Here is a 21870-nt window from a genome sequence, read left to right as displayed (position 1 = left end):
GCGGCGGCGGACATGGAAGAAGCCCGCTTGTTCGCTCAAGTCATACTTGGTCCTAGCCAATCAACGAGCCCCCGCTAGGTTGGCGAGACAACGCACGCAGCATGAGCAGTCGGCCGGCTCCTCGTGAATCGATTCCTAAGCGAATAACTGGTACGTAATGTTCCGAGCAGAGGTTATGCCATTGATGCTCACCCATATGTCCCAGACGTAGTCGACCTCCACATCGGCCCCTGACGCACCGACGAGGATGTATCTGCGGCCGGACGCGGTAATCCCTACGCGAGCCGCAAGGTCGAGTTGGACGGTAGAGGAGCTCACTCGCCAAGTACCTATCGGGATACGCTCCCCAACAAAATGCCGCGTACCACCGTCCGTTTCGAAGACTCGCCACCGGCCAAGCTCGATTTCTGGCTCTTCGGACACGCCTTTCGGCTTCCAAATAAGCGCCTGCATGCTTCAATGTCCGGATGGTTCGCGATGGGTGCGCGCTGCGCTTGGGCGGGCCACCAAGACGTCATTCGGGTGGTCGCTCGCCGTGCGCTCGTCGGCGCCCGGGCCCTGACGATTTGTAAAGCAAAGGGCGCGACAACACGCACACTAGCGTGGCGAGGTGTATCGCGTGTGTTTCCACACGCCATCAGATGCTACTATAGTCGCCCTGCTTGGGGTTTCAAGGGAAATTTTTGGCGCCGAAGTGTGTGACTAGCGAGGGGCGGGCGAGCTCACGACAGCGGCAGCGTACAGGTCCGAGCGGTCGATGAAGCGCTCAACGTCGGCCACCCACAAGACGGCCGCGCACTGCAGCAGGAGTGTGAGCGGATACGTGCCACTTGTAACCTGCTCGTTCAGGGAGTGGGTCGGAATGATGACTCCAATACCGTAAAGCCGGCGACTCAGTTCGATGAACGTCATGCCGGGCCGCATCCCCATCTCGGCCTCCATTACGCGTGATGCGCGCTGCTCCCAGGTCCCCGGGGTCTCAATAATGGCGCGCCACTGCGAAGGGTACTCCGCACCAACTACGCTCAGCGATTGAAGGAAGAAGGCGAACCTGAAACTACCTCGTTGAACCTTGCCTTCGACGGACCGCGCCGTTTCCTCTACGCCAAGTTTTCTTAGCTCAGATGCCAGCGCGGCATAATTTTGGTCCTTGCGTGCCAGGACTCCACGCATGACCCGAGTTGCGAGTTTGGTCCAGGTAATATCGTCTGTGCCGCTCACGGAAATCCTTGCCATTACGTTGCGCCATGGACTATCATTCTTGCGTGTGGAAACACACGCAGCTTGTTTGCAAATAGCAAAAATGCGGGGCGCGAGAGAAACCCTTCCGCGCGCCGTGGGCCACAGGGCCACGATTTTAGGCTGTGCAGCGAGGGTGAGCCAGCCCCATTTTGCACGGGCAGGTGCGCATTTTCACGGTCCGCGCGGCCTGCGCTACGAGCAGTCGCTTCGCGCGGGAAGTCCGCCAATTAATGGCTCTCTCCCGCTGAGGCTTGCGCCGAACCGATTTTTTTGTGCGGCACCGGCTACCCGTCCGTATAGCGCTTAACCAATTGAACCCAAGGCCGCGCTCACACGAGGTCGGGTGTGTGACGAAAGAATCTCAGTAAGAGGCAAACCTTGGATTTGTAAATCCGACAGCGCGGGGATGGATGGTGCGCGCATGGCCAAGGAAATTATACGTCTTGCGGTCGCGCTCACCGACCAGCAGATGGGTCTCGCTGCAACCTGAATCATGCAAGGACCGCATGCGGGTTACTGACTGCGTTGGCGCAAAATATGCCTTCCCAGAAGCGCCGCGAAGTCATCCATTCATCATTAGTTAAACATTAAATCAGTTGTCCTATGAAATGATTTGTACGGGGTCGAGGGCTGGTCGCGTCGCTGGAAATTCCAGGGCAGCGGACAGTTTGCAAAGCGAACGGCGAAGTGGCTCATGGAATTGATAACTCATTGATAACAAATAACTTTTTAACTCAGAGGCTCTTGCGCGAGGGCGGGGGCTGCCCGTACAATTCAGCCACTTTCGAAGCAATGAGCCTCGGAAGAGCGGCCAATGAACGTTTCGCAAAGTGCCTATGGCGGGTGACTCATCGTCCTCTTGCTGGCGATTGCTGCGTTCGGTGGCATTGATGCTTGTTGAAATCGCCACTGCGCTGACAGTTGGCGCGCTGCAGGTGAAAACCGAGTGCGAGGCCGCAAATGCAGACTGCCGCCACGAGTGGAGGGCCCTAACCCGGCGAGATATCGAGCTTTCGGAATCGAACTGCCGAAGCTGTAAGCGAAAGGGAGACGACGTGCCAGACCCCGTCTCTTTCCATCGGAGGGCTCCGTAGGGACATCCCGTGCTTAAACGAGCGCGTACCGTCTCATGGTCCACTGGTCTGTCAACCCATCCGTCCGCCGCTTTCAACAAGCGGCGCGGCGGCGTGCGCCTTGGCGCATGCAGAAGCTATGACGCAAATGACGCGAATTGAAGCACGGGCTGTGCTGGCACCTTCGGAACTGTCCGGGCCGGCCAGGCGCCGGCGCCGCATGGCTGTGCCTGTTGGTGCGCTCCATCCAGACTCCAGAGACAGAGGTTGCTGGAGCGTTTCCTATCGTCACTCGCCGACAACTTTGCCGGGTGGTTCCGTGGGGGGCCTGCAATGAGGCGCCAAAAATCCATCGGAGCATCTTATGGTTCGCGGGGGCAACGCCTGGCGAATGTGGACGCCGGTATCCGGCGTATTGCTCCGACGTTTGGCAAGGCGCTGTTCCTCACCTACAGCACGAAGTCGAGCGGTCAACTCGTCGTTGAGTCCGACGAGGAGCGTCTGGTTGCTCACATGCTCGCCCTGGACCCCAGAGTCAGCGTGTTCAAAGCTCAGCCGTTTAAGGTCGACCTGATTGACGGACGTCTACTGAAGACGCCGGAAGCAGTAAATGAGGCACGTCTCAAGCACAAAGACCGAAAGGGGCCGAAGTTTTACACCCCTGACTTTGCCGTCGACAGACACACCGCCCCCCGCAGCGCCATCGAGGTGAAGAGGGAAGGTCACGACGGCGACGACGACTATAAGTCCGTTCTGGAGCAGGCCAAACAGATTCTGGAGGCGGGAGGTTACCTGTTTTCCACGGTCGTGATGCCCGCCGGCCCACATCCGCTACGCAGTAACCTTCCGCTACTCAAGAAGGCTGCTTCTCGCAGCGACCTTTGGCCGTCCCCGGATTTTGTTCAAAGAATCGAGGCTGTCTGTGCCGGTCGGCGCATGACACTACGCATGCTATGCGCCGAGCTCGACCTATCCCCTAACCTGGTACCGGCACTGCTCGTGAGTGGCGCTGTCGGTGCCGACGTGGTGCGGTACGCTATTCACGGGGAAATGATGCTGGCGCCCACTCTGGGTGACCTAAGTCATCTCGAACTGCTTGAGGAAGTCACGTTATGAAGCGCTGGCTGCTACATAACGACGAATTGCGCGAGCAGGGCCAGGAGACCACACGCTGGCAAGTGGTTGACCCGACGCAGCGCGACGGGTGGATAAAGGTATTCGACCGCGAAACGCATCAGGAGACATACAAGGCACTATCGGAAATCAGCGACGGCATCGCTGACGACCGCCTGGTACTCGTCCGCCCTGGGGCCCCGCGCGTCAGCGCGGCGGCGCAGGATGACCCCGAATTGGACAAAGAGCTGCAAGTAGCGCAGGCGTGCCTGCGCAAAGTCGAGCAGATTCAGAAGAAGTACGGAGTCAGTTTTCGAAAAGCGTGCCAGATTGCAGAGGAAGAACACAATCCAGAGGCTGGCTCCGCAGACCCATTTCCGTCTCGAGCCACGCTTTATAGATATGCCGAGGCAAGACGCAATGGCTTGCCGTTGCTGCGGGGTGACAGGAACAAGGGGAATCGCACGCAAAGGTATGACCAGCAAATCGTTGACCTGATTTGCAATGCGGCGAACGCTCTCTTCCTGAAGCAGGCGTCAAGGTGGACTTTAGTGGACCTCGCCCGGTACGTAAACGACCGGGTCCGTGAGTCGGGGTGGCTCGCTTCAGGCAAACCCATCAGTCGCCGGTTCGTCGCGAAAACGATTCTCAGCAATCTCAGTGTCGACCCCGAAATCGACCGGATGGACCCCAAGGACGTCGCAGCCGCGAAGTCCATCGCGAGAAACCGCATCATCGTCGCCTTGCCGTTTGACCGGGTGGAGCAGGACGCATTGCACTTGCCGTTTGTTGTCATGACTCGGCATGGCGTGACAAGCAATGTGTACCTGGTTCATGCCGTCGATTGCTGCACCGGTCTGGTGGTGGGATGGTACATGGTCATTGGCGCCGCGACCGAGTCCGACGGACTTCAGTGTGTCGAGTCCATCCTGTTTTCGAAAAAGGCCCGGCTGGCGAAGCTCGGTCTGGCTTACGACCTTGACGTCTTCGGCGCGCCGCACCAACTGATATTCGACAACGGCCCGGAGACAAAGGGCGAACGGATGGACAGGCTGACCCGTCTCGACATCGACCCCATGCATTGCAAGTCGCGTCATGCGCACGGGAAGCCGTTCATTGAACGGCTGAACCGGTCGCTCAAGGATGCCCTGCAAACGCTGCCCGGCTGCACCCGCGTCGACGGCAAAGATGGTCAGCGTGACCCGGTCGCGCTGGGCGACAAGCTGATGTCGGAAGAGGAACTGGAACAGTGGATTGTGCGCTGGTATTTCGAGGACTGGGCAAATACCGAGCTCGAGCGCCATATACGCAGCGATTTCCGCGATATCACGAAGCTAGGTAGCACGCCAGCGATGCGCTGGAAAAGCCTGACGCAGGAGCACCTCTTTGCGATGCCGTTACCGCCGCCCAGGTCGGAGTGGCTGATGACGCTATACGAGCATGAAGTCAGGACCTTAAGCCGCAAGACGGGCATCTCCTGCAGAGGCTTCAACTACAAGGGGAACAACCTGTCCTACCTGCTGAACAGATACGGCGAAGTGCCACTCGACGTGTTGGTCAACCCCGACGACTATCGGCAAATATTTATCGACGATGGCCCCGACCGGCCACTTGTCGTGTTGACGGAGGAGTTTGTTGATGACACGACACCTGCGTACTCCTTCGCTCGCGTTAAGGAGCTCCTTAAGGAAACGACACCGATGAGTAACGAGTCACCCGTGAAAACGGCATTTCGTCGCGACGTGCATACACATTCCATCGCATCGACGGGAAAGCCAGCTTCGAAAAAGCAGAGCAAGGCCGAGAAGAATCGGGCGACTGCCAATCGCGTCAAGGAGTCGATGGCCATCCGTCGCGCCGCCGAGAACCCAATCCCGCCCAGGAGCGGCATGCCCGGTGCGAATGACATTGCACCGGAACAGGAGTCTTTCGACGACGTGCCGTCGCTGGCAGTGTTGAACCGAATCGATGGAGAAAAGCAGAAGTGAATCAGGCCCAGAAACTTCGGAAAAGTATCGAGAGCTGCGAACTGCAGCACCTCGCGTTTAAGGAGCAACTCGATGTGCTCACGAGGTACATCAAGGATGCGAGAGACGGCTTTGCATCGCGCATAGAGTGGATTGTGGGGCCTTCACGCGTGGGCAAATCGATGCTCCTCAATGCGCTTGCGCGGGCCAATCCAGAATCGAAAGCCGATGGCAAGCGGCAGGTGCCCGTGCTGGTTGTGCCCGTGTTGCCCAATATCTCGCCTCTGCTGCTCCCCAGCAGCGTCCTGTCTGCCCTAGGTGTTCCTTTACAGCAGAAGGGCCTTACTTCGGGGGTGATGTTCAACCGCATGGTGGACCAATTGCGGCTTGCAGCGACGCGGGTTCTTCTATTCGAAGAAGCGAGTCACCTCGTTGAGCCCGGTGCCAGGGTTCCCCCGCGAGCGGCGGGAGACTGGTTCAAGTCTCTCGCAGACGCTCTCAACATCACCATCATGTTGTTCGGCGTCCCTCGGCTGGCGAAACTGTTCGAGAGTAACGAACAACTGCGTCTGCGCGCGTCGGCAAAAAGGGAGTTCTGGCCTTACGACTATCGCAGCCCGTCGGACCAGAAGGCGTTCGCGTCATGCGTACGCACCTACGCTGACCTGTTCAGCGAATTCGGCTGGCCGATTGAGCTACCCCTTGGATTGTTGGTGACCCAGTGCTATCTGCTTACTGGCGGTCTGGTAGGTGTGTTGAGCAAGTTCATGCAGGAACTCGCGAGCCAGCTGAGGTATGAAGCACCTCGCCCGCTGACCATGGAAGACTGTCTGCTCGCGGCCCGCGCAATCGAGGCCGCCGGACATCCGGACTTTCCCGCGTTCGTGAAGCTGGAGGTCTCTCCGATTGAACTCACTACCGCTCATGCCTACGTGCTCGAGACCAACGGCATGTCGATGAATCGCATCGTCCCGCCCTCAGGAGGCGTCCGATGAGCCTGGTCAGCACCTTCTCTCCGTTCGACGACGAATCGGGAATCGGTTACTACAGGCGTCTCGCCTCGAACAATGCTCTATGGGGATGGCGCGAGCTGGCGGCGCTCGCCAACGTGACGCGCAGCCGGAGCGCGCTTCTCGGGCATCCAGACCATATCGCGGCAGAGCTGGGCCTGGACGAAAAGTGGTCACGCTTTGCAAGCCGGCAGGAGCGGCATTGCCGTAGCTGGCGAGGGCTACGCCGTTCGCAGTCCGACGCCGTATGCCCGGCATGCCTCACCAAAGAGGTGTATCTGAGACATTCCTGGGAACACGCGTACGTCACCGCGTGCCCTGACCACTGGACGCTTCTCATAGACCGCTGTCAGGCATGCGGCGACCATCTTTCACCGCACCGCGAGCGAATTGAACAATGCGTATGTGGGCATGACCTGCGCACTCTCGTGGCCGTCGCGTCGACCCCGTCCCAGCATTGGTTATCCACGCTGATTGCAAGCGATGGGCGTCTGCCGGGTAGCGTTCCTCCGAAGCTCCATCACGGGAAGGTCGACGCATTGTGCGCGCTCGTTCGAACTCTCTGCCTGCATGCCGACCCCGCAACGCCCCCGCCCCGTCGAAGCGCTGCAAGCGCCAAATCCGTCTCGCAAGCCGTCGAGTCGCTCGCTCCGCTCGAACACCTGCTGGCCGATTGGCCCAAGGGTTTCGAAAAGCATGTTGCCGAGCGCATTGCGGCAGGCAATGCGAAGGCGCGTACGCTGAATACCCTGCTGGGCCCGTGGTACGTCTGCCTGAAGAAGATTTGCCAAGGCAATGCACTTGAGCCGTTTCTCAAAGTCGTCATCGAAGTAGCTGCCAAGAATTTCGATGGCGTGCTCGGCCTGGACATTGCGAAGGACATCGCTGCTAACGTCACCGAGTATGTCCGTCTTCCCGACGCAGCGAAGACCATCGGTGTCAGTCGGGACCGGCTGCTCAAGGCCGCAAATGCCGGCGAGTGCTCGTACCGAACCCGCCGTTTTGGCACGAGGGGGCTCGTCTACGAAATCCCGGCAGCAGAGATTGAACGCATCAATCAACGACGCAGTGAATGGGGCAGCGACACGCAGGCCTGCGAAATCGCGAAGGTGCCTCAATCGGTTCTCAATCATATGGTCCACGCTGAGGTCATTGCCGCTGACGCGAACTGGAGGCATGACATCCACAAAGGCGGACCGATTCAGTTGCAGTCGTTACAGAGCCTATTTGAAAACGTGAATCGGTTCGCGAAGGACAACGCACAAAACGATGACGAGCGCATGACTCTGGCGGAGCTGACAAGCCGGCGCATGGGCGACAAGAGGGCGATTCAGACAGTCATGCAAGCTATCGCCGCCGGCAAGATGGTTGCAGTTGCTCGCGGACGACATCTCGGCCAGATGGGGTTCCTGCGTTCCGAAGTATCCGGGTACTTTGGTACACCCCTGCTCGAGTCGGGCATGTCGGTTCAGCAGCTGGCGAAGTCTACCGGCTGGAAGTGGGAGAGCATTGCTCACTGGATAAACGTTGGCTTGCTGGAGTCGCGGGAAATCATGCTGCGCGGGCAACCATGCCGAGTTGTATTACCTCAACACCTGCTTGCGTTTCGGCAAACCTACGTCCCGCTTGCCGACCTCGCAAAAGCCATGGGTACCAGGTCGTCATCGCTTTCCACCACGCTCACCGGTGTCGATATTGTCGGGGCGCTGTTGTTGCCGAACGGCTCCAGAAGAGGCGGTCTTGTTCGAATGGCCGACATCGGACGACTGGCGGTCGTCGGTGCGCGGGCTAGACGTTCCCTTGCTTCGGCGGACTCTAGTAGCGAATCACTGACATAGATAGGAGGATGCGGTCCTCTACATCTTCTTCATCAAAAGGTATATTTGGAGACCCTTATGACAATCGTGGCGCCACGGCGGCGGCTGACGTTGTTCACCAATATCGACGGCGTCCTGCAATATCCGGCGGCCATTCTCGACTACCGCCGGCTCGAGGTACAAATGGACGCGCCTGGACATCAGCTGTTTGAATGGTCTGAGCCGCTCATCGCCGTATGCGCAGACTTTGACGTCGAGATTGTGCTCCGAAGCAGATGGACAGCGCGGTTGCCCCTGAATCGTGTGCTACCGCTCCTGCCTGCCGAACTAGCCGCGTGCGTGGTGGGCGCAACCTGGCCAACCGTAGAACGGCGGCTCGACCAAAGGCACGTGGTGAGTCGCTACCGGACTACTCGGGAACACGTTGAATGGAATGGTTTGGTCTACTGGATTGCGATTGACGACAACGACGACGGATGGTCTTCTGACGCGCGTCAGCATCTCGTACTGTGCGACCCTGACTTCGGCTTGAGCCTGCAGCGGACCGAGCTCGAGTTGCGCGAAAAACGCCTGTTCCTCTCAAATGCGACGAGGGCCTGACGTGAGACAGGTGCTTTTTCTCGACTATGACGGCGTGCTGCATCGAGGCGATAGCTACGTTACACCACATGGCGTTGTTAGCAGCGCACCTGGCACGATTCAACTATTCGAATTTGCGCCGGCGTTACTCGAGCTGCTTGAGCCCTGTCCGCAAATCGAAATCGTCCTTTCAACCGATTGGTGTCCCCGCTTTGGATTTGAGCATGCGCGCGATTCGATTCCCGTGGAAGGTCTGCGCCAGCGCGTGACCGGCGCTACTTACGAAGCAGAGCTGGAGGATTCAGTGTTATGGCCGACCCGTCAGCGAGGTGTCCAGATTCTCCGCTATGTCCGGCGCCACAGCATTGTGTCGTGGCTGGCTGTTGATGACCGGCGCGATGGATTTCAGGGTTACTACGACCGCCTGGTTCACTGTCAGACCGATTCGGGACTGGGCGACCGCGCTGTCATCGACCTGTTCCGGTTGCGTTTGGCTGAGCGATTTGGCGGGAGGCCTCTTGTCTGAATTCTCTTTGTTGGCCTTTGGGTCAAGCTGACATTGGAACCTCAAATCCGACTATGGAGAAGCAAATGACGTTTCGCGAGGAAATCGAGCGACAGGCGCTGATAGCGCGTCGTGAGATGGTGCGCAGCAGGGAACTACTGGCATCGAGTGAGTTTTGCGAGCGCCTGGGCGTGAGCGAAAAGCGACTTGCAAGGATGGTCGCAACTGGAAGCGCGTTTTCGATAGAGGTCGATGGTGTCGAGTATTTCCCGGCCCTCCTTGCAGACCCGTCTGTCGACCGAAAACGCCTGCAATCCGTCTGCCGGATTCTTGTACCAGCTCCGCCGAATTGCCGGCTCGATTACCTGTGCTCGAGGCAGGGTAACTTGGGCGCTGTCACCCCTCTTGAGGCACTGGCCGACGACAGAAGCTACCGCCAGTTGCGCGAGATGGCCCGGGCCTACGCTGCCGAATGGTCGCGAACTGTCGTGCATATCTGGGCTGGACGCTACAAGCCTGAAGAGGTCGAGCCGACATACGTGGCAGCCGTTGACGTCGACCCGAGGACCAATCTGTGGAAACGCGCGCTGGAGGCGATGGAAGCTGGCGGTTATATTGCACCGCCGGGCCCTTATCCGAGTGCGGACGCGGCTACCGTTCTTGTTATACGCAGCGAAGCGGGAGATTTGAATCACGTCGAGGAGGCGCGGCTGGATGTGGGCATTGTCGACGAAGTGGCACGTGTCCTCGTTTATACCCTGGACTTCCGGCACGAACTGGAGGAAGTTTCCGTTGCTGGCGCCGACAGCATTGTCGAAGTTGTGCATCGAATCATGGCAGCCTTTTGCCGCATGAAGAGACGCTACTAGGAGGCGATAAATGGTAACCGAAGTCTTTGCGGGAGGGCGATTTGGCACGGTTAGCGAGACAGCCCTCGGGCGATTTCCTGTCGGGGTACATCGATGGCCGCTCATGTCGCGCTCCGTTTTTCCTGACTACCTCAGCCAACAAACTCCGAGCGTTATTATCAAGTAGTAACCTCTAGCAGCGACGCGCCTCTCGCGGTACCGAGGCCCCTCAGGTTCCTATGAAGGGCATGTGTAAGAATTCAAGTCTGGCGTAAAGTATCAAAAGGTTTCATCGAAAATGATACTTCTCAGAACTGGTGAGAAATCCGGCTCGACCATGCAGCCGCGACGGCACGGGCTTCGCGTCGGGCGGACGCGCAGCGACCGTTTCATAGGTCTTCGTTTTGCGGAACGGAACGAAGCAGCCTTGTGGTCTATCGCGAATAACATACCAAACAGCAAAGCGCCGGTGTCTATCAGCGCGGCGTAGTGCCGAAATTTCGCCACCGGATTACGCGCTTGCCAGGTCGCCAACCTTGAAGGGGTAACGAAAGGTTGTTGGTCCAGCGAGGTTTCGTGCGTGCGGAGCTGAGTCGGCATCACCTTCCTCTTTTGCGATTTATCTTTCGGGATGCTTGCGCTGCCTTTGCCCGATTCCTTTTTGTCTTTTCCCGGCGGTGCCGAGCGTGGTCAGCCCCGGCGTTCTGTGCGCCACGCTTTGAGAGAAGAGTTCGCTCGGGACTATCTCGCTCTCGCGAACCGGTATGGCGCCGGACGATGACATTGCCGCGAGTCAGCCGGACGGATTGATTGTGGAATTGGCAAGATACAGGGGACTTAATGCATGGGTGACGAGGCAATCAAAACAGGCAGCGAAGTGGATTCGAGATGCCGATGGCCTGCTGATTACAGCCGGCGCGGGCATGGGCGTGGACTCCGGCCTGCCGGACTTTCGTGGAGCGGAAGGATTCTGGCGCGCGTATCCAGCACTACGTCCCCATGGACTGACGTTCCCAGGAGATGGCGAATCCGGCCGCATTCGAAGCATACCCCAGACTGAGCTGGGGCTTCTATGGGCACAACCTTGCCCTCTATCGAGTAACGAAACCCCATGATGGGTTTGGCATCTTGCGTCGATGGATATCGTGGAAGCGGCACGGTGCATTCGTATTCACTAGCAACGTCGACGGGCAGTTTCAGAAAGCTGATTTCCCGCCAGAGCGAGTACTTGAATGCCACGGCACGATTCACGTCCTGCAGTGCCTGAACGCCTGCACCAGCGATACATGGTCGGCCGTGAGCTTCGTCCCGGCCGTCAATGAGCAAACCTGCGAACTCGTCAATGCCATGCCGACATGCCCGCGTTGCGGCGGCCTGGCCCGTCCGAAAATTTTGATGTTCAACAATTGGAATTGGGTCGAAACGACCGTCGAACAGCGAAAAGCGCAATTCGCGGCATGGCTAAAGTCCAGCGGCTCCTTGGCCGTAATCGAGCAAGGGGCAGGTCCAGCCATTCCGACTCTTCGCCGCCTCAGTGAACATTTCGGGCCTCACGTCATTCGCATCAATCTGCGCGAACCTGAAATTCAACAGGATGTTGGCATTGGCATCGCTGGGGGCGCACTAGAGACTCTTCGACGCATCGATGAACAACTGAACCAATGATGGCGAAACGCTTGCACCGTCCGCCTACCGCTCCGACTTTCTCACCTCAATAGACAACCACTTCATGCCAATCATCCTGAACGAACAGCAGATTTTAAACGCCCTACCACTAGTTCAAACCGGGCTGGCAAAGTATCTATGGATTCAACATCAGGTTTCCTTGGGACCTTCACGTATCGTCGCCCCTGACTTTCAGCGGCGCTTCAACGACTTTTACAAGGTTCGCCGAAATGATGATTGGCGAAACGCGTATTACCAGTTGTTGGTCAGCAAGCTACACACGGGCGTTGATTTCCACGACGCATTGAAGTCGATGCTAGACTCAATCGCCCAGTATGAAGCGTCATTTGTTAGCAAGCTCGTTGCGACAATCCATCCTTCGAAGCCAGTGATTGATGGCTGGGTCCTTAAAAATGTCGGGCTCAAACTACCCGCCGCATACGCCCGCAATCGCTTTTCAGGTATATGCGATGTCTACGCCTCACTAGAGCTCGAATTCAAGGCGTTTTTGGCCTCAGTACGTGGCCGTTTCCTCGTCTCCAAATTCCGGGAGTTTTATCCCGACGCGGATGTGACTGACGTCAAAATGCTCGACCTCGTTCTTTGGCAAACGAGGCCGCAGTAATTTAGTGCGGACGGGGGCCGGGGAACGCGGGACCCATCGGGCGAAAAGGCGTCCATACTTATCTCGGCAATCCACTCAAATCAGCTCGCTCCGGGCAATCTGCTCATTTATCTGCTCGGTTTCGGCCAGATACTGAGCCGATAAGTGAGTAAAGCGCCCCCTCAGCAGTCCTTGACGGCATCCAACGCCTACGCCAACAAGGAGCGACAACACTATGGCGATTCGTACAGCCTTTCCGCCAGACCTCCATACGCGCGTACGCCGGTACCCTCCACTCGGACAGTATGCGCGGCCGCTCGGGGGTGGCGGGCCTAGCTCGCTTTCATCTGCGCAAAATTGCGAGCATGCAAATAGAATTGCACGGCATGGCCAGTTTCACTCAATTCTATTTGCATTTGGCAGCGGCACGAAGCCTTAGACCTACCGTGTTCGTCGAGTTAGTAGCTTACGATGTCTTGAGTCGTTTGGGCTCTGCCCCTGTTCCACTGCGAACGCGGCATGCGAGATTCCCTCGACTGTCTGCAGCGACTCGCCGTGGATAGGGTCGGTTGGTTTGGCTTGCAGAAGCCGTCGAGAAAAAGCGCAGGGGCTGCCGATTTCGAGCAAAGGCGCGACTCTCTGTAAATATGCCTCGATGAGTCGCGCGAAGGGGAACGCCCACCATGTACCGCCCGGGGGTCGTGCCACTACATTCTCGCGCCTAGCTCGCTGTCCCCGTTGCGGAGGCCGTGTGGTCGCCGACTGCAGTGGGTGTGCCATTGCGTCGATATGGCCGCGTCCGCGAAGCTGGGAGCGAACTTTACGCATCGCGGTTTTTTGCAGAGCTTCATCCGGATACCCTCCGGCAGGTTGGGCGGCGGGGCAGCAGGCGTGTTCAGCGCCAGCAATCCGTCTCTTGCTAATTCGTACCCCAATTGGCCGCGTACAATTGAAAAGCGAGTTTTATATGGCCAATCCTTATGAATCAATCGATTAGCTCGCTGGAACCTCCGACTCGCGTGCGAAGCCTCAGGATGCCCACGTCAATGACTGCACCGACGACCAGTACCGCCGACCCTGCATTTAGTTGCTGAAAAGAAACAAGACTCATAGCCTAACCGACAGGAATTTGCTGATTTCTCTTCGGCAGATGGATACTGACTTGGAAAAAGCCATCGACCGCACCATTCCGGCCAGTGGGCTATATCAGCGTCGATGACATATATCAAAGTCCGTGACATAGAGTGATAGCCGCGCCAGCCGTCCCCGCTCCTACCGAATGCAACGCTTCGTAGCGACAGACGGGGCGCCGTCGCTAGGGGTAGAGGAACGGGCAAGTCGATGGCGAGAAGGCTAAGGGGCGCCGGAGAACTGCCGACAAATCCGACATGGTTGGCGAGTTCGCACCGGTCGGTTCGACGAGACGAAGCACGACTACGTGGGTGTACGCGCGAGAATCAACATCGGCGCACATCCATCGAAGCTATCGAACCGCAGCCAGTCATGCAAACGTCGAAACGACGCGTAGTCATTTCCCTCTCGTCGGGGGCGAGGCAAGTTCTGGCGCGTCGCACCGTTCGTCGGACTTTGCTTGCTGGAAGCCGAACATTTTGCCGGTACGACCAAAGCCGGGATTAATTTCGTCGCCACGACGCAGGAACACGAGATGCGGCAAGTCATTTTTTATGGGCCTGGCTGTATTCTCCAGCGCGTCGAGGGGGCGCAGAGGTCAAGCGACGGCGCCCATGTCGCAGCTCGTCGCACGCGATGTGGACCGCCTCTAGTGAGGGTTCGACTAGAGGACCGTGCTGAATTGCTGCTGGTCGAGAGAAATGGTTGCAATGATGGACTCGAATTCCACCATCAGGTCCGGATGGCGTTGGGCAACGTATTGCCGTGCAGATTCGTTTTCGAGGAGCTTGGCGAGATATCCTTTCGCAAGCACCAGGTTCAACACGTCTTGACCGTAGGTCTGTTCGACGAGCTTGTACTGCCCCTGCAGATTGCTCATTTCCCGCTCCATTTTCGCCATCTGCTCCGGGCTAACGCCGGTCAGTTTGCGCGGCTTCTTGCCCTCCACAAGACGCGCTGCAGGCGTTGCCACCAGCAATGCCTCGGCGTAGGAGACTGAAACATTGTTCGCAGCCACCATCAGCTCAACGCATTCGACCTGCCGCGTGGGCTTCATTTTGCGAATAGCGCGAACAAGCTCCGGCGAGAACTGCCGGTCTCCGAGAAGTTCAGCCGCTTCCGGGCATACGCCGTCGAGAAGCGACATCTTCTTTATAATTTGAGATACATCTACGGAAAGAGTTTTCGCCAATCGTTCGGGCGATACGCCTCTTTCAATAACACGCCGTAGCATATAGTGCTCCTGAATTGTGGAGAGGCGATTGACACGGTTGTTATACGTGTAGCTCTCGTCATCGGTCGCGACCAGGCAGGCAGCCCGCTCGTGCCCCAAGTCCTGGATGGCAAGTAAGCGTAGATGTCCATCCAGCAGAACATGTTGTCCGGAAGACTGGTCCGCAGGCGTTACAGAGAGTGGTTCGATGAGGCCTACCTCCTCAATGGAAGTTCTTATCTGCTTAAATTTGCGCGATTTGACCACGGGCGCCGGGATTCTGCGCGATGGCAAGATGCTGGAGACCGGCACCGACAACGGCTCGGGGATGAATCCAAGAGTTACGCCAGTCATGTGGCACTCCCGATTGGCCAAACGCGTTCGGCAAGATACTTTGGCAAGCTGGCCAGCCCCTCCGCGCGTAGCAGGTTGATGAAGTTCTCATCGGCAAACAGTTGCCTCAATGCACCCACCACAAATAGCAACCGCTGTTGCGTGAACTCGGCCTTTCTCACCATCGACTTCTGGCGTTCTACCTCGTGCTCATACGTCCGCACGAGACTTGATGTCGTGACGGCGGCGGACTTACTCGTCATATTGTGCGCCGTGCTTCGCCCGAGTGCTTTTCTGCGTTCGATGACACGGCGAGCGTTCATCAGTTGCTTGCCCCGCAATTTGCCCGACTCATAGGCCTCCTGGAGTGCAGCCTGTATTTCATCGTCGTTGTCGCCGGCGCCGACAATCGTGAGGGCCGCATTCAGGGGGACGAGCCCTTTCTCCACTGCAACGAGAAGTCTCTCTTCTCCCTGGCGCAGCAGCGTGAGGATGCCGTGAACGTAAGTCGGCGTAAGACCTGTCTTTTCGGCAATCACCTTCGGCGCATATCCCTGCTCCTGCAACTGCCGAATGCCAGCAAGCCGTTCGAGCGGGCGACATTGTCTGCGCGCGATGTTTTCAGTCAGACTCATTACGAACGCGTCCTCGTCGCTCACGCTCACAACGAGTGCGGGAATAGTCGCTTCCCCAAGGGAGCGGAACGCCTTCAATCGCCCCTCGCCGCACACGAGCAGGTATTTTTCTATGCCTCCGGCCGTTGCTCGCGGCGTGACCAGGATTGGTTTCTTGAGACCGATGGTTTTTATGTTGTCGAGGATTTCATTGAAAACTCGACCATTGCGCTCTCTCGGATTGATGACTTCAATCTGGTTGACGGGGACCATCCGGATTTCTCCGAGCTGCTGCCGCGAGGTCATGCTACTCTCCTGAGACGGGCACGCTCGGCCATGCCATAGAGGTAGTCCAGCGTGTCGAAGCGATAACTCTCAAACTCGATTGGATTCTGGTCAGCGAGGTGAATACGGAGTTGTCCGAAATCGAGGCGTGGCAACAGGTAGTAGTCGAGCGCCGAAGCGTTCGTTTGGTCGAGCCGCACCGCAACGGTGATATCCGGCAGGAGGCTCGTATCGAAGCGCACCTTCCAGTGATTGCGGCCATTGTCATGTGCCTGGCAGCGTGCGAGCACAATGCAGGCCGTGAACTCATCGTTGACCGTCAGCAGGTCGGTTGCCGGGTCGCGTATCACCGCGCCGCCCAGGTCCGCGATTTTCCTTTCCGTCTGCGCAATGATTTCCGGATGCAGCTGTCGCAGGAAGCGGTTGGTCTCAATGTATCGATAGTCTCGGCCGGGGGTAAAACCGACTGTCTGGTAGGCACGAATCAGACTCCCAAACCGGTACACATAGACCGATGTAGATGGCATGCCATCTGTTTCATCAATCACCACGCCGGACAGAAACCCACGACTGCGGTACAGGTTGCGCAGGCGTTCGATTAGCTCCTCATTCGAGTAATGGCGTGCTCGCGCTCTCATAATGCCCTGAGCCGTGTAGAACGTCTCGCTTGGCACAATTGCCTGAAATGCTCCCTCCTTTCGAATCCACATGTCCGGTGTGTTGGTCACCCGCATCTTCTTCAGTTTGAACGACACCCGGTTGTACACGTTGTTGCCGATGTATTTCTCGTTGGTCAGTACTTCCCGTACCGTGGCTCGCGTCCACTCGCGGTCGAGGTCAGTCCGCACATGCATGCCGTTCAGGCGAGCTGCGATTGCATACTCGTCGAGCGACTCGTCGATAAACCAGTTGTAGATTAGATTGACGGTTCGCACTTCGCTTTCTGGCCCGGGCATGAGGACTACCCGGTCCGTCTGCAGGCTTTTATGTTCGCCGCGACACAGTTCCGCTTTCATGAGGCCGTGTTGGTCGACCAATACGCGGCGCAGCCCGTAGCCGGCCGGACCTCCTTGCCGGAAGCCCATCTCAATCAAGCGGCACTGACCGGCGAACACCTTCGCGGACAACTCCCGGCTGTACTCGCCAGCCATTGCCCGCTTTACCCCTTTCACGATGGTCGAGACAGGTGACCCGTCGTTCTCGAACTGCTCGGCGCAGTACGCAACCTGGATGCCCGCACGGCGGCAAATGTACTCGTAATACGCGCTCTCGTCGGCATCCTGGAATCGCCCCCACCGACTCACGTCATAGACGAGGATTACGCAGAAATCGGCATTGCCGTTTACGACATCGGCGATGAGATTTTGAAGTGCCTGGCGACCATCGATTCGAAGGCCGCTTTTACCTTCATCGGCATATGTGCGGACGATTTCGAATCCGCGACGGGTTGCGTAGTCTCGAATTCGGTCGCGCTGATTCTCGGTCGAATACTGCTGGTGTTCCGTCGACATGCGGACGTACTCCGCTGCCCGTCCTGCCAGACAGCCAGCTACGACTGCTGTACCCGCATTATTGAATGACATTCTCCGCTCCGCAACTTAGACACAGACACGCGGCAGGCACCGAGCGCACGGGGAGCCCCAAATGCGAACGCCACGGCTTCACATCAGGTGGTGGCGGTTGGTTGCGAACGGTGACAAGGCAAAGGTAGCAGGCCCGACGCCAATGTAAATCAAGTCATCTCTTTGCAATCATATTGGCGGCGCTGCAGGCGCAGACAGCACGGCGATGTGGACGGTCCACGCGTCCATATTTGCAGCGCCGGCATCATCTGCGTCGCGCAGTACGTAGAAGCCAGACCCCAGCGGCTGATGGGACCGAATGACGTCCATGTTTGCAATCGGCTCAAAATTTCGCCGCGCATTGCGTATTTGCTGCATGCTGCGGTTGCGCTCTCGATACGCCGGATGCGCAGCTCGATATTCGCGCCAGTAGCCCGAGTGGCCCGCGCGCCATTTCGCCTGCGCCCGGGACTGGTTGTCGCGATAGTCGTCGTCGATACGAAGCCGGCGGGTCTGCCAGTCGCGTCGACGAGCGCGCTGGCAAGCTTTCGACGAGCAGTAACGCTGACGGGGAACGTGCAGCAGCGGCACGAACGGATTGCCACAGGCGAGACAGAGGCGGGTCGATTTCATAAGTCCCCTCCAGGTCGGGTTGCGACGGGCGGACGCGGACGCCTCGACCAGCCTTCGCGGTCACTGGCCTGAGACGGAATAGAGAAAAGGCCTAACCCGGTAACTGCAGCGTTAAGCGGCCATCGCAATTTGCTTGACGCGGTAGTAGGACGGTCCCAGAAACTTGGACATTTCTTGACCGCCGGCGTGCGATGAGACGATTCGCGCACGAGCGCAAATTGCTAGATTTATTTCATCTGAAGCGCAATTTTTTGCGGCTCCCGGTACAAAGCTGAGCGACGGCTGCTGACGGGACAGGGCCAGTTCTATCGCGTGTTCGCGCAAACGTATAAAATGTTATATGTGTGGGACGCGAACATCTGATTTGGCCCAACCCGTTCGATGGGTACTCAATCTCTTAAACGCGAGAGTCACAATATAAATTGTTAGGCCCAGTAGGAATTTCTCAATTTATGCCTGACTTTGTCTCGCCTTATGCAGGCGAAGATGATGCAAACCCTTGATTTGCAAAGTGGCAAATTCTCAGATTTTGAAGCTTCCTACAGTGGGTGTAGGTAGACGCATAACCTGAGAAAAACGGGCCCGTAAGTTGAGAAACTTATGGGTCTTTTTATTAATAGTCAGGCTGATGAACAATACGTCGACGTGCTGATACTGCTTGAGCTTTTCTTCCTGCTCGCGGAGTCGACATTCAGGCCAAACAGCTGTTGGTGGCTTTCTTCGAGTTTTTGCTCCTCTCCACATAACGAATCACGACCTCACGAATCATCGTCATCTGATCGTCTCCTGAAAGCGCCGGCCGAAACCGGCTATGCGTGCCTTGCCTGCGACACTGCGCCGGCGGTACACCAAACACCGCGCGAAACGTCCGCGAAAAAGACTGCAAACTTGCTATACCCCGAACGCTCGGCAATCTGAGCAATCGGCATCGAACTACTCGCAAGAAAACCCGCTGCGCGATGCAACCGTAAACGCCGCACGGTCGTCGCGACCGTCTCGCCATACATCGCCTGATAAATCCGGTGCCAGTGATACGGTGACAAACAAGCAATCTCCGCAAGCCGTCCTATATCGAGCGGTTCGTCGAGGTGATCGTAGATATGGTCGAGCACGCGTGCGAGTCGCGTCTCGTATCGAGCCCGATGGTCTGATTCGTTCATGACTGGACCGCAGAAAATTGGCGCGAGAGGATGCGAACAAAGTATTACGTCAGCGAGTGTCGGCCGTTTACCAAATCCTGCGGATTTCAAGCGGTGCACACAAAGGGGTTGAGCGCCTGTTGACCGCGCCCCGTGGACGCGAGCAGGAGCGCCAAACACAGCATCGGCAAACAGCCCCAATCTCCGCAACGTGACGCTGCCGCCGTTTGGCGCTATCGTGTAGTGCGCAGCACCAGCACCAGCAGCAAGCAACCTGCAGCATGTAACCGCCGTTCCCATTCCTACCCGCGTTCGCGCGAGGCGATGGAGCCGCAAACATGAGCTACACCGAGTCGATCGGCAGTCGCACGTACCGCTTCGCCGACCTGAAGACCCTGCTCGCGAAAGCGAGCCCGCAACGCTCGGGCGACCAGCTCGCAAGCATCGCGGCAGCGAGCGAAGAAGAGCGGGTCGCCGCCAAAATGGCGCTCGCCGAGGTGCCGCTACGCACGTTCCTGAACGAACCGCTGATCCCCTACGAAACCGACGAAGTCACCCGCCTGATCATCGACGATCACTCGCCAGCAGCCTTCGCCGAAATCTCCCATCTGACGGTAGGCGACTTCCGCAATTGGCTACTCAGCACCACAACCGACACCGACGCACTCACCCGCATCACCGAGGGCCTAACACCAGAAATGGTCGCCGCAGTCTCAAAGCTGATGCGCAACCAGGACCTGATCACCGCCGCCCGTAAACGCCCGGTCATCACCTGCTTTCGCAACACGGTCGGTTTGCCGGGCCGCATGTCCGTACGCCTGCAACCGAACCACCCAACCGACGACGTCAAAGGCATCGCCGCCTCGATGCTCGACGGCCTGATGTACGGCTGCGGCGACGCGCTGATCGGCATCAACCCCGCGAGCGACAACCTCGCCGCGATCACGAAGCTGCTGCAGATGATCGACGACTTCCGCCAGCGCTATCAGGTACCGACGCAGTCGTGCGTACTCACGCACGTGACGAGCACGATCGCCGCGATGGAAAAAGGCGCGCCGGTCGATCTCGTATTCCAGTCGATCGCCGGTACCGAAAAAGCGAACGCGAGCTTTGGCATTTCGCTCGCGCTGCTGCAGGAAGCGTACGAGGCGGGGCTGTCGCTCCAACGCGGCACCGTCGGCAGCAATCTGATGTACTTCGAAACGGGTCAGGGCAGCGCGTTGTCGGCGGATGCGCATTTCGGCGTTGACCAGCAGACCTGCGAGGCGCGCGCCTATGCGGTCGCGCGCAAGTTCAAGCCGTTTCTGGTGAACACGGTAGTCGGTTTCATCGGCCCCGAGTATTTGTACGATGGCAAGCAGATCACGCGCGCGGGTCTCGAGGATCACTTCTGCGGCAAGCTGCTCGGCGTGCCGATGGGTTGCGACATCTGCTACACGAACCACGCCGAAGCGGACCAGGACGACATGGACAATCTGCTGACGCTGCTCGGCGTAGCGGGCATCAATTTCATCATGGGCGTACCTGGCGCGGACGACGTCATGCTCAACTATCAGAGCACGTCCTTTCACGACGCGCTGTACGTGCGCGACGTGCTCGGTTTGCGCCGCGCGCCGGAATTCGAGGAATGGCTGGAGTCGATGCAGATCATCGACGCACGCGGCGCGTTGATCGGCGCTTCGGCGCGGCAACCGCTGCTCGAGAGCGCGCGCGACTGGATGGGGATCGCATGAGCGAGAACGACGCACTCGACAAGGACCCGTGGAACGCACTGCGTCGGTTTACGCAGGCACGCATCGCGTTGGGCCGCGCGGGCAACAGCCTGCCGACCGCACCATTGCTCGCGTTCAATCTCGCGCATGCGCAGGCGCGCGACGCCGTGCACCATCCGCTCGACGTGGACCCGCTGCACGCACAGCTGCGCGCGCAAGGTTTCAACACGCTTGACGTGCATAGCGCCGCGCCGGATCGGGAGCATTATTTGAGGCGCCCTGATCTCGGGCGGCGTCTGTCGGAGGAGAGTCGCGCGACGCTTGCCCGACTGCCATCGCAATCAAGCGATGTACTGTTTGTGATCGGCGATGGTCTATCGGCGTTCGCCGCATCGAAGCAGGCTGTACCGTTGCTGCAAGCTATACATCCAAAGCTCGCGGGTTGGACCATCGGTCCCGTAGTGGTCGCGCGTCAGGCGCGCGTCGCACTCGGCGACGAGATCGGCGAATTGCTCGACGCGAAAATCGTCGTGATGCTGATCGGCGAGCGGCCGGGTTTGAGTTCGCCGGATAGCCTCGGCATCTACGTCACGTACGCGCCGAAAACGGGGTGCAGCGACGCCCAGCGCAACTGCATTTCCAACGTGCGCCCGCAAGGCCTCGACTATCCGCAGGCCGCGCACAAGCTGCACTATCTGCTCACGCAGGCGAGGAAGCTGAGACTGACAGGGGTGGGCTTGAAAGACGACAGCGATGAGCTGCTAGCCAGCGCTCCGACGCATCCTGCCGTGAACGACGGTTCAGCGTAGGACGCAACGAGCGCAA

The 21870-nt window shown here is 58.3% G+C and carries 17 protein-coding genes and 1 pseudogene; 11 read left to right on the top strand and 7 right to left on the bottom strand.

Annotation, left to right across the window (positions count from 1 at the left end; genetic code table 11):
* Positions 1-702: 702 nt before the first annotated feature.
* A complete protein-coding gene (locus OKW30_RS18325) occupies positions 703-1221 on the bottom strand; it encodes a DUF6471 domain-containing protein (protein ID WP_429347313.1) in 519 nt (172 codons plus the stop codon).
* A 1487-nt stretch (positions 1222-2708) separates the two neighbouring features.
* Here OKW30_RS18325 and OKW30_RS18320 point away from each other — a divergent pair.
* The 7 genes from OKW30_RS18320 to OKW30_RS18290 all read left to right on the top strand — a co-directional run bounded on the left by OKW30_RS18320 (position 2709) and on the right by OKW30_RS18290 (position 10175).
* A complete protein-coding gene (locus tag OKW30_RS18320) occupies positions 2709-3431 on the top strand; it encodes a hypothetical protein (RefSeq protein WP_429347312.1) in 723 nt (240 codons plus the stop codon).
* Complete coding sequence (locus OKW30_RS18315; protein WP_429347311.1) at positions 3428-5416, top strand: hypothetical protein; 1989 nt, start codon at positions 3428-3430, stop codon at positions 5414-5416. The genes OKW30_RS18320 and OKW30_RS18315 overlap by 4 nt, the downstream gene beginning before the upstream one ends.
* Positions 5413-6390, top strand: coding sequence for a TniB family NTP-binding protein (locus tag OKW30_RS18310; protein WP_429347310.1), 978 nt, complete (start codon positions 5413-5415; stop codon positions 6388-6390). Before OKW30_RS18315 ends, OKW30_RS18310 begins: the two co-directional genes overlap by 4 nt.
* On the top strand, positions 6387-8243 hold the full coding sequence (locus OKW30_RS18305; RefSeq protein ID WP_429347309.1) for a TniQ family protein: 1857 nt from the start codon (positions 6387-6389) through the stop codon (positions 8241-8243). The genes OKW30_RS18310 and OKW30_RS18305 overlap by 4 nt, the downstream gene beginning before the upstream one ends.
* Positions 8244-8300: 57 nt before the next feature.
* Complete coding sequence (locus OKW30_RS18300) at positions 8301-8822, top strand: HAD domain-containing protein (RefSeq protein ID WP_429347308.1); 522 nt, start codon at positions 8301-8303, stop codon at positions 8820-8822.
* Position 8823: 1 nt separating this feature from the next.
* Positions 8824-9327 (top strand): HAD domain-containing protein, encoded by a 504-nt coding sequence (locus OKW30_RS18295; RefSeq protein ID WP_429347307.1) that lies wholly within the window; start codon positions 8824-8826, stop codon positions 9325-9327.
* 65 nt (positions 9328-9392) lie between these two features.
* Positions 9393-10175: a hypothetical protein gene (locus OKW30_RS18290; protein WP_429347306.1), complete on the top strand. Its 783-nt coding sequence runs from the start codon at positions 9393-9395 to the stop codon at positions 10173-10175.
* 258 nt (positions 10176-10433) lie between these two features.
* Here the strand turns inward: OKW30_RS18290 and OKW30_RS18285 are convergent, their stop codons facing one another.
* Positions 10434-10754: a hypothetical protein gene (locus tag OKW30_RS18285; protein ID WP_429347305.1), complete on the bottom strand. Its 321-nt coding sequence runs from the start codon at positions 10752-10754 to the stop codon at positions 10434-10436.
* Positions 10755-11002: 248 nt separating this feature from the next.
* Here OKW30_RS18285 and OKW30_RS18280 point away from each other — a divergent pair.
* Together OKW30_RS18280 and OKW30_RS18275 are read left to right on the top strand one after the other, a co-directional pair.
* Positions 11003-11819: pseudogene (locus OKW30_RS18280) on the top strand (SIR2 family NAD-dependent protein deacylase).
* Positions 11820-11883: 64 nt separating this feature from the next.
* Positions 11884-12444, top strand: a complete 561-nt coding sequence (locus OKW30_RS18275; protein WP_429347304.1) for a hypothetical protein — start codon at positions 11884-11886, stop codon at positions 12442-12444.
* Positions 12445-14218: 1774 nt separating this feature from the next.
* Here the strand turns inward: OKW30_RS18275 and OKW30_RS18270 are convergent.
* The 5 genes from OKW30_RS18270 to OKW30_RS18250 all read right to left on the bottom strand — a co-directional run bounded on the left by OKW30_RS18270 (position 14219) and on the right by OKW30_RS18250 (position 19306).
* Complete coding sequence (locus tag OKW30_RS18270) at positions 14219-15121, bottom strand: plasmid partitioning protein RepB C-terminal domain-containing protein (protein WP_429347303.1); 903 nt, start codon at positions 15119-15121, stop codon at positions 14219-14221.
* A complete protein-coding gene (locus OKW30_RS18265; protein WP_429347302.1) occupies positions 15118-16020 on the bottom strand; it encodes a plasmid partitioning protein RepB C-terminal domain-containing protein in 903 nt (300 codons plus the stop codon). Before OKW30_RS18265 ends, OKW30_RS18270 begins: the two co-directional genes overlap by 4 nt.
* Positions 16017-17582 carry a recombinase family protein gene (locus OKW30_RS18260; protein WP_429347301.1) on the bottom strand — a complete coding sequence of 522 codons (1566 nt, stop codon included), beginning with the start codon at positions 17580-17582 and terminating at the stop codon, positions 16017-16019. The genes OKW30_RS18265 and OKW30_RS18260 overlap by 4 nt, the downstream gene beginning before the upstream one ends.
* Positions 17583-17750: 168 nt before the next feature.
* The gene (locus OKW30_RS18255; RefSeq protein WP_429347300.1) at positions 17751-18194 is read right to left on the bottom strand and encodes a hypothetical protein; all 444 of its coding nucleotides are present in this window, start codon (positions 18192-18194) and stop codon (positions 17751-17753) included.
* Positions 18195-19003: 809 nt separating this feature from the next.
* Positions 19004-19306, bottom strand: a complete 303-nt coding sequence (locus OKW30_RS18250) for a helix-turn-helix domain-containing protein (RefSeq protein WP_429347299.1) — start codon at positions 19304-19306, stop codon at positions 19004-19006.
* A gap of 365 nt (positions 19307-19671) precedes the next feature.
* Here OKW30_RS18250 and OKW30_RS18245 point away from each other — a divergent pair, with 365 nt between their 5' ends.
* Both OKW30_RS18245 and eutC read left to right on the top strand, forming a co-directional pair.
* Complete coding sequence (locus tag OKW30_RS18245; protein WP_429347298.1) at positions 19672-21066, top strand: ethanolamine ammonia-lyase subunit EutB; 1395 nt, start codon at positions 19672-19674, stop codon at positions 21064-21066.
* Positions 21063-21854, top strand: coding sequence for an ethanolamine ammonia-lyase subunit EutC (eutC, locus tag OKW30_RS18240; RefSeq protein WP_429347297.1), 792 nt, complete (start codon positions 21063-21065; stop codon positions 21852-21854). The genes OKW30_RS18245 and eutC overlap by 4 nt, the downstream gene beginning before the upstream one ends.
* Positions 21855-21870: the final 16 nt, after the last annotated feature.

Origin of the sequence: Paraburkholderia sp. Clong3 (genome assembly GCF_050436485.1) — a bacterium.
In the GTDB taxonomy this organism is placed as follows: Bacteria; Pseudomonadota; Gammaproteobacteria; order Burkholderiales; family Burkholderiaceae; genus Paraburkholderia; species Paraburkholderia tuberum.
The sequence above is the reverse complement of the archived record's forward strand: the minus strand, read 5'-3'. Positions and strand labels throughout refer to the sequence as shown.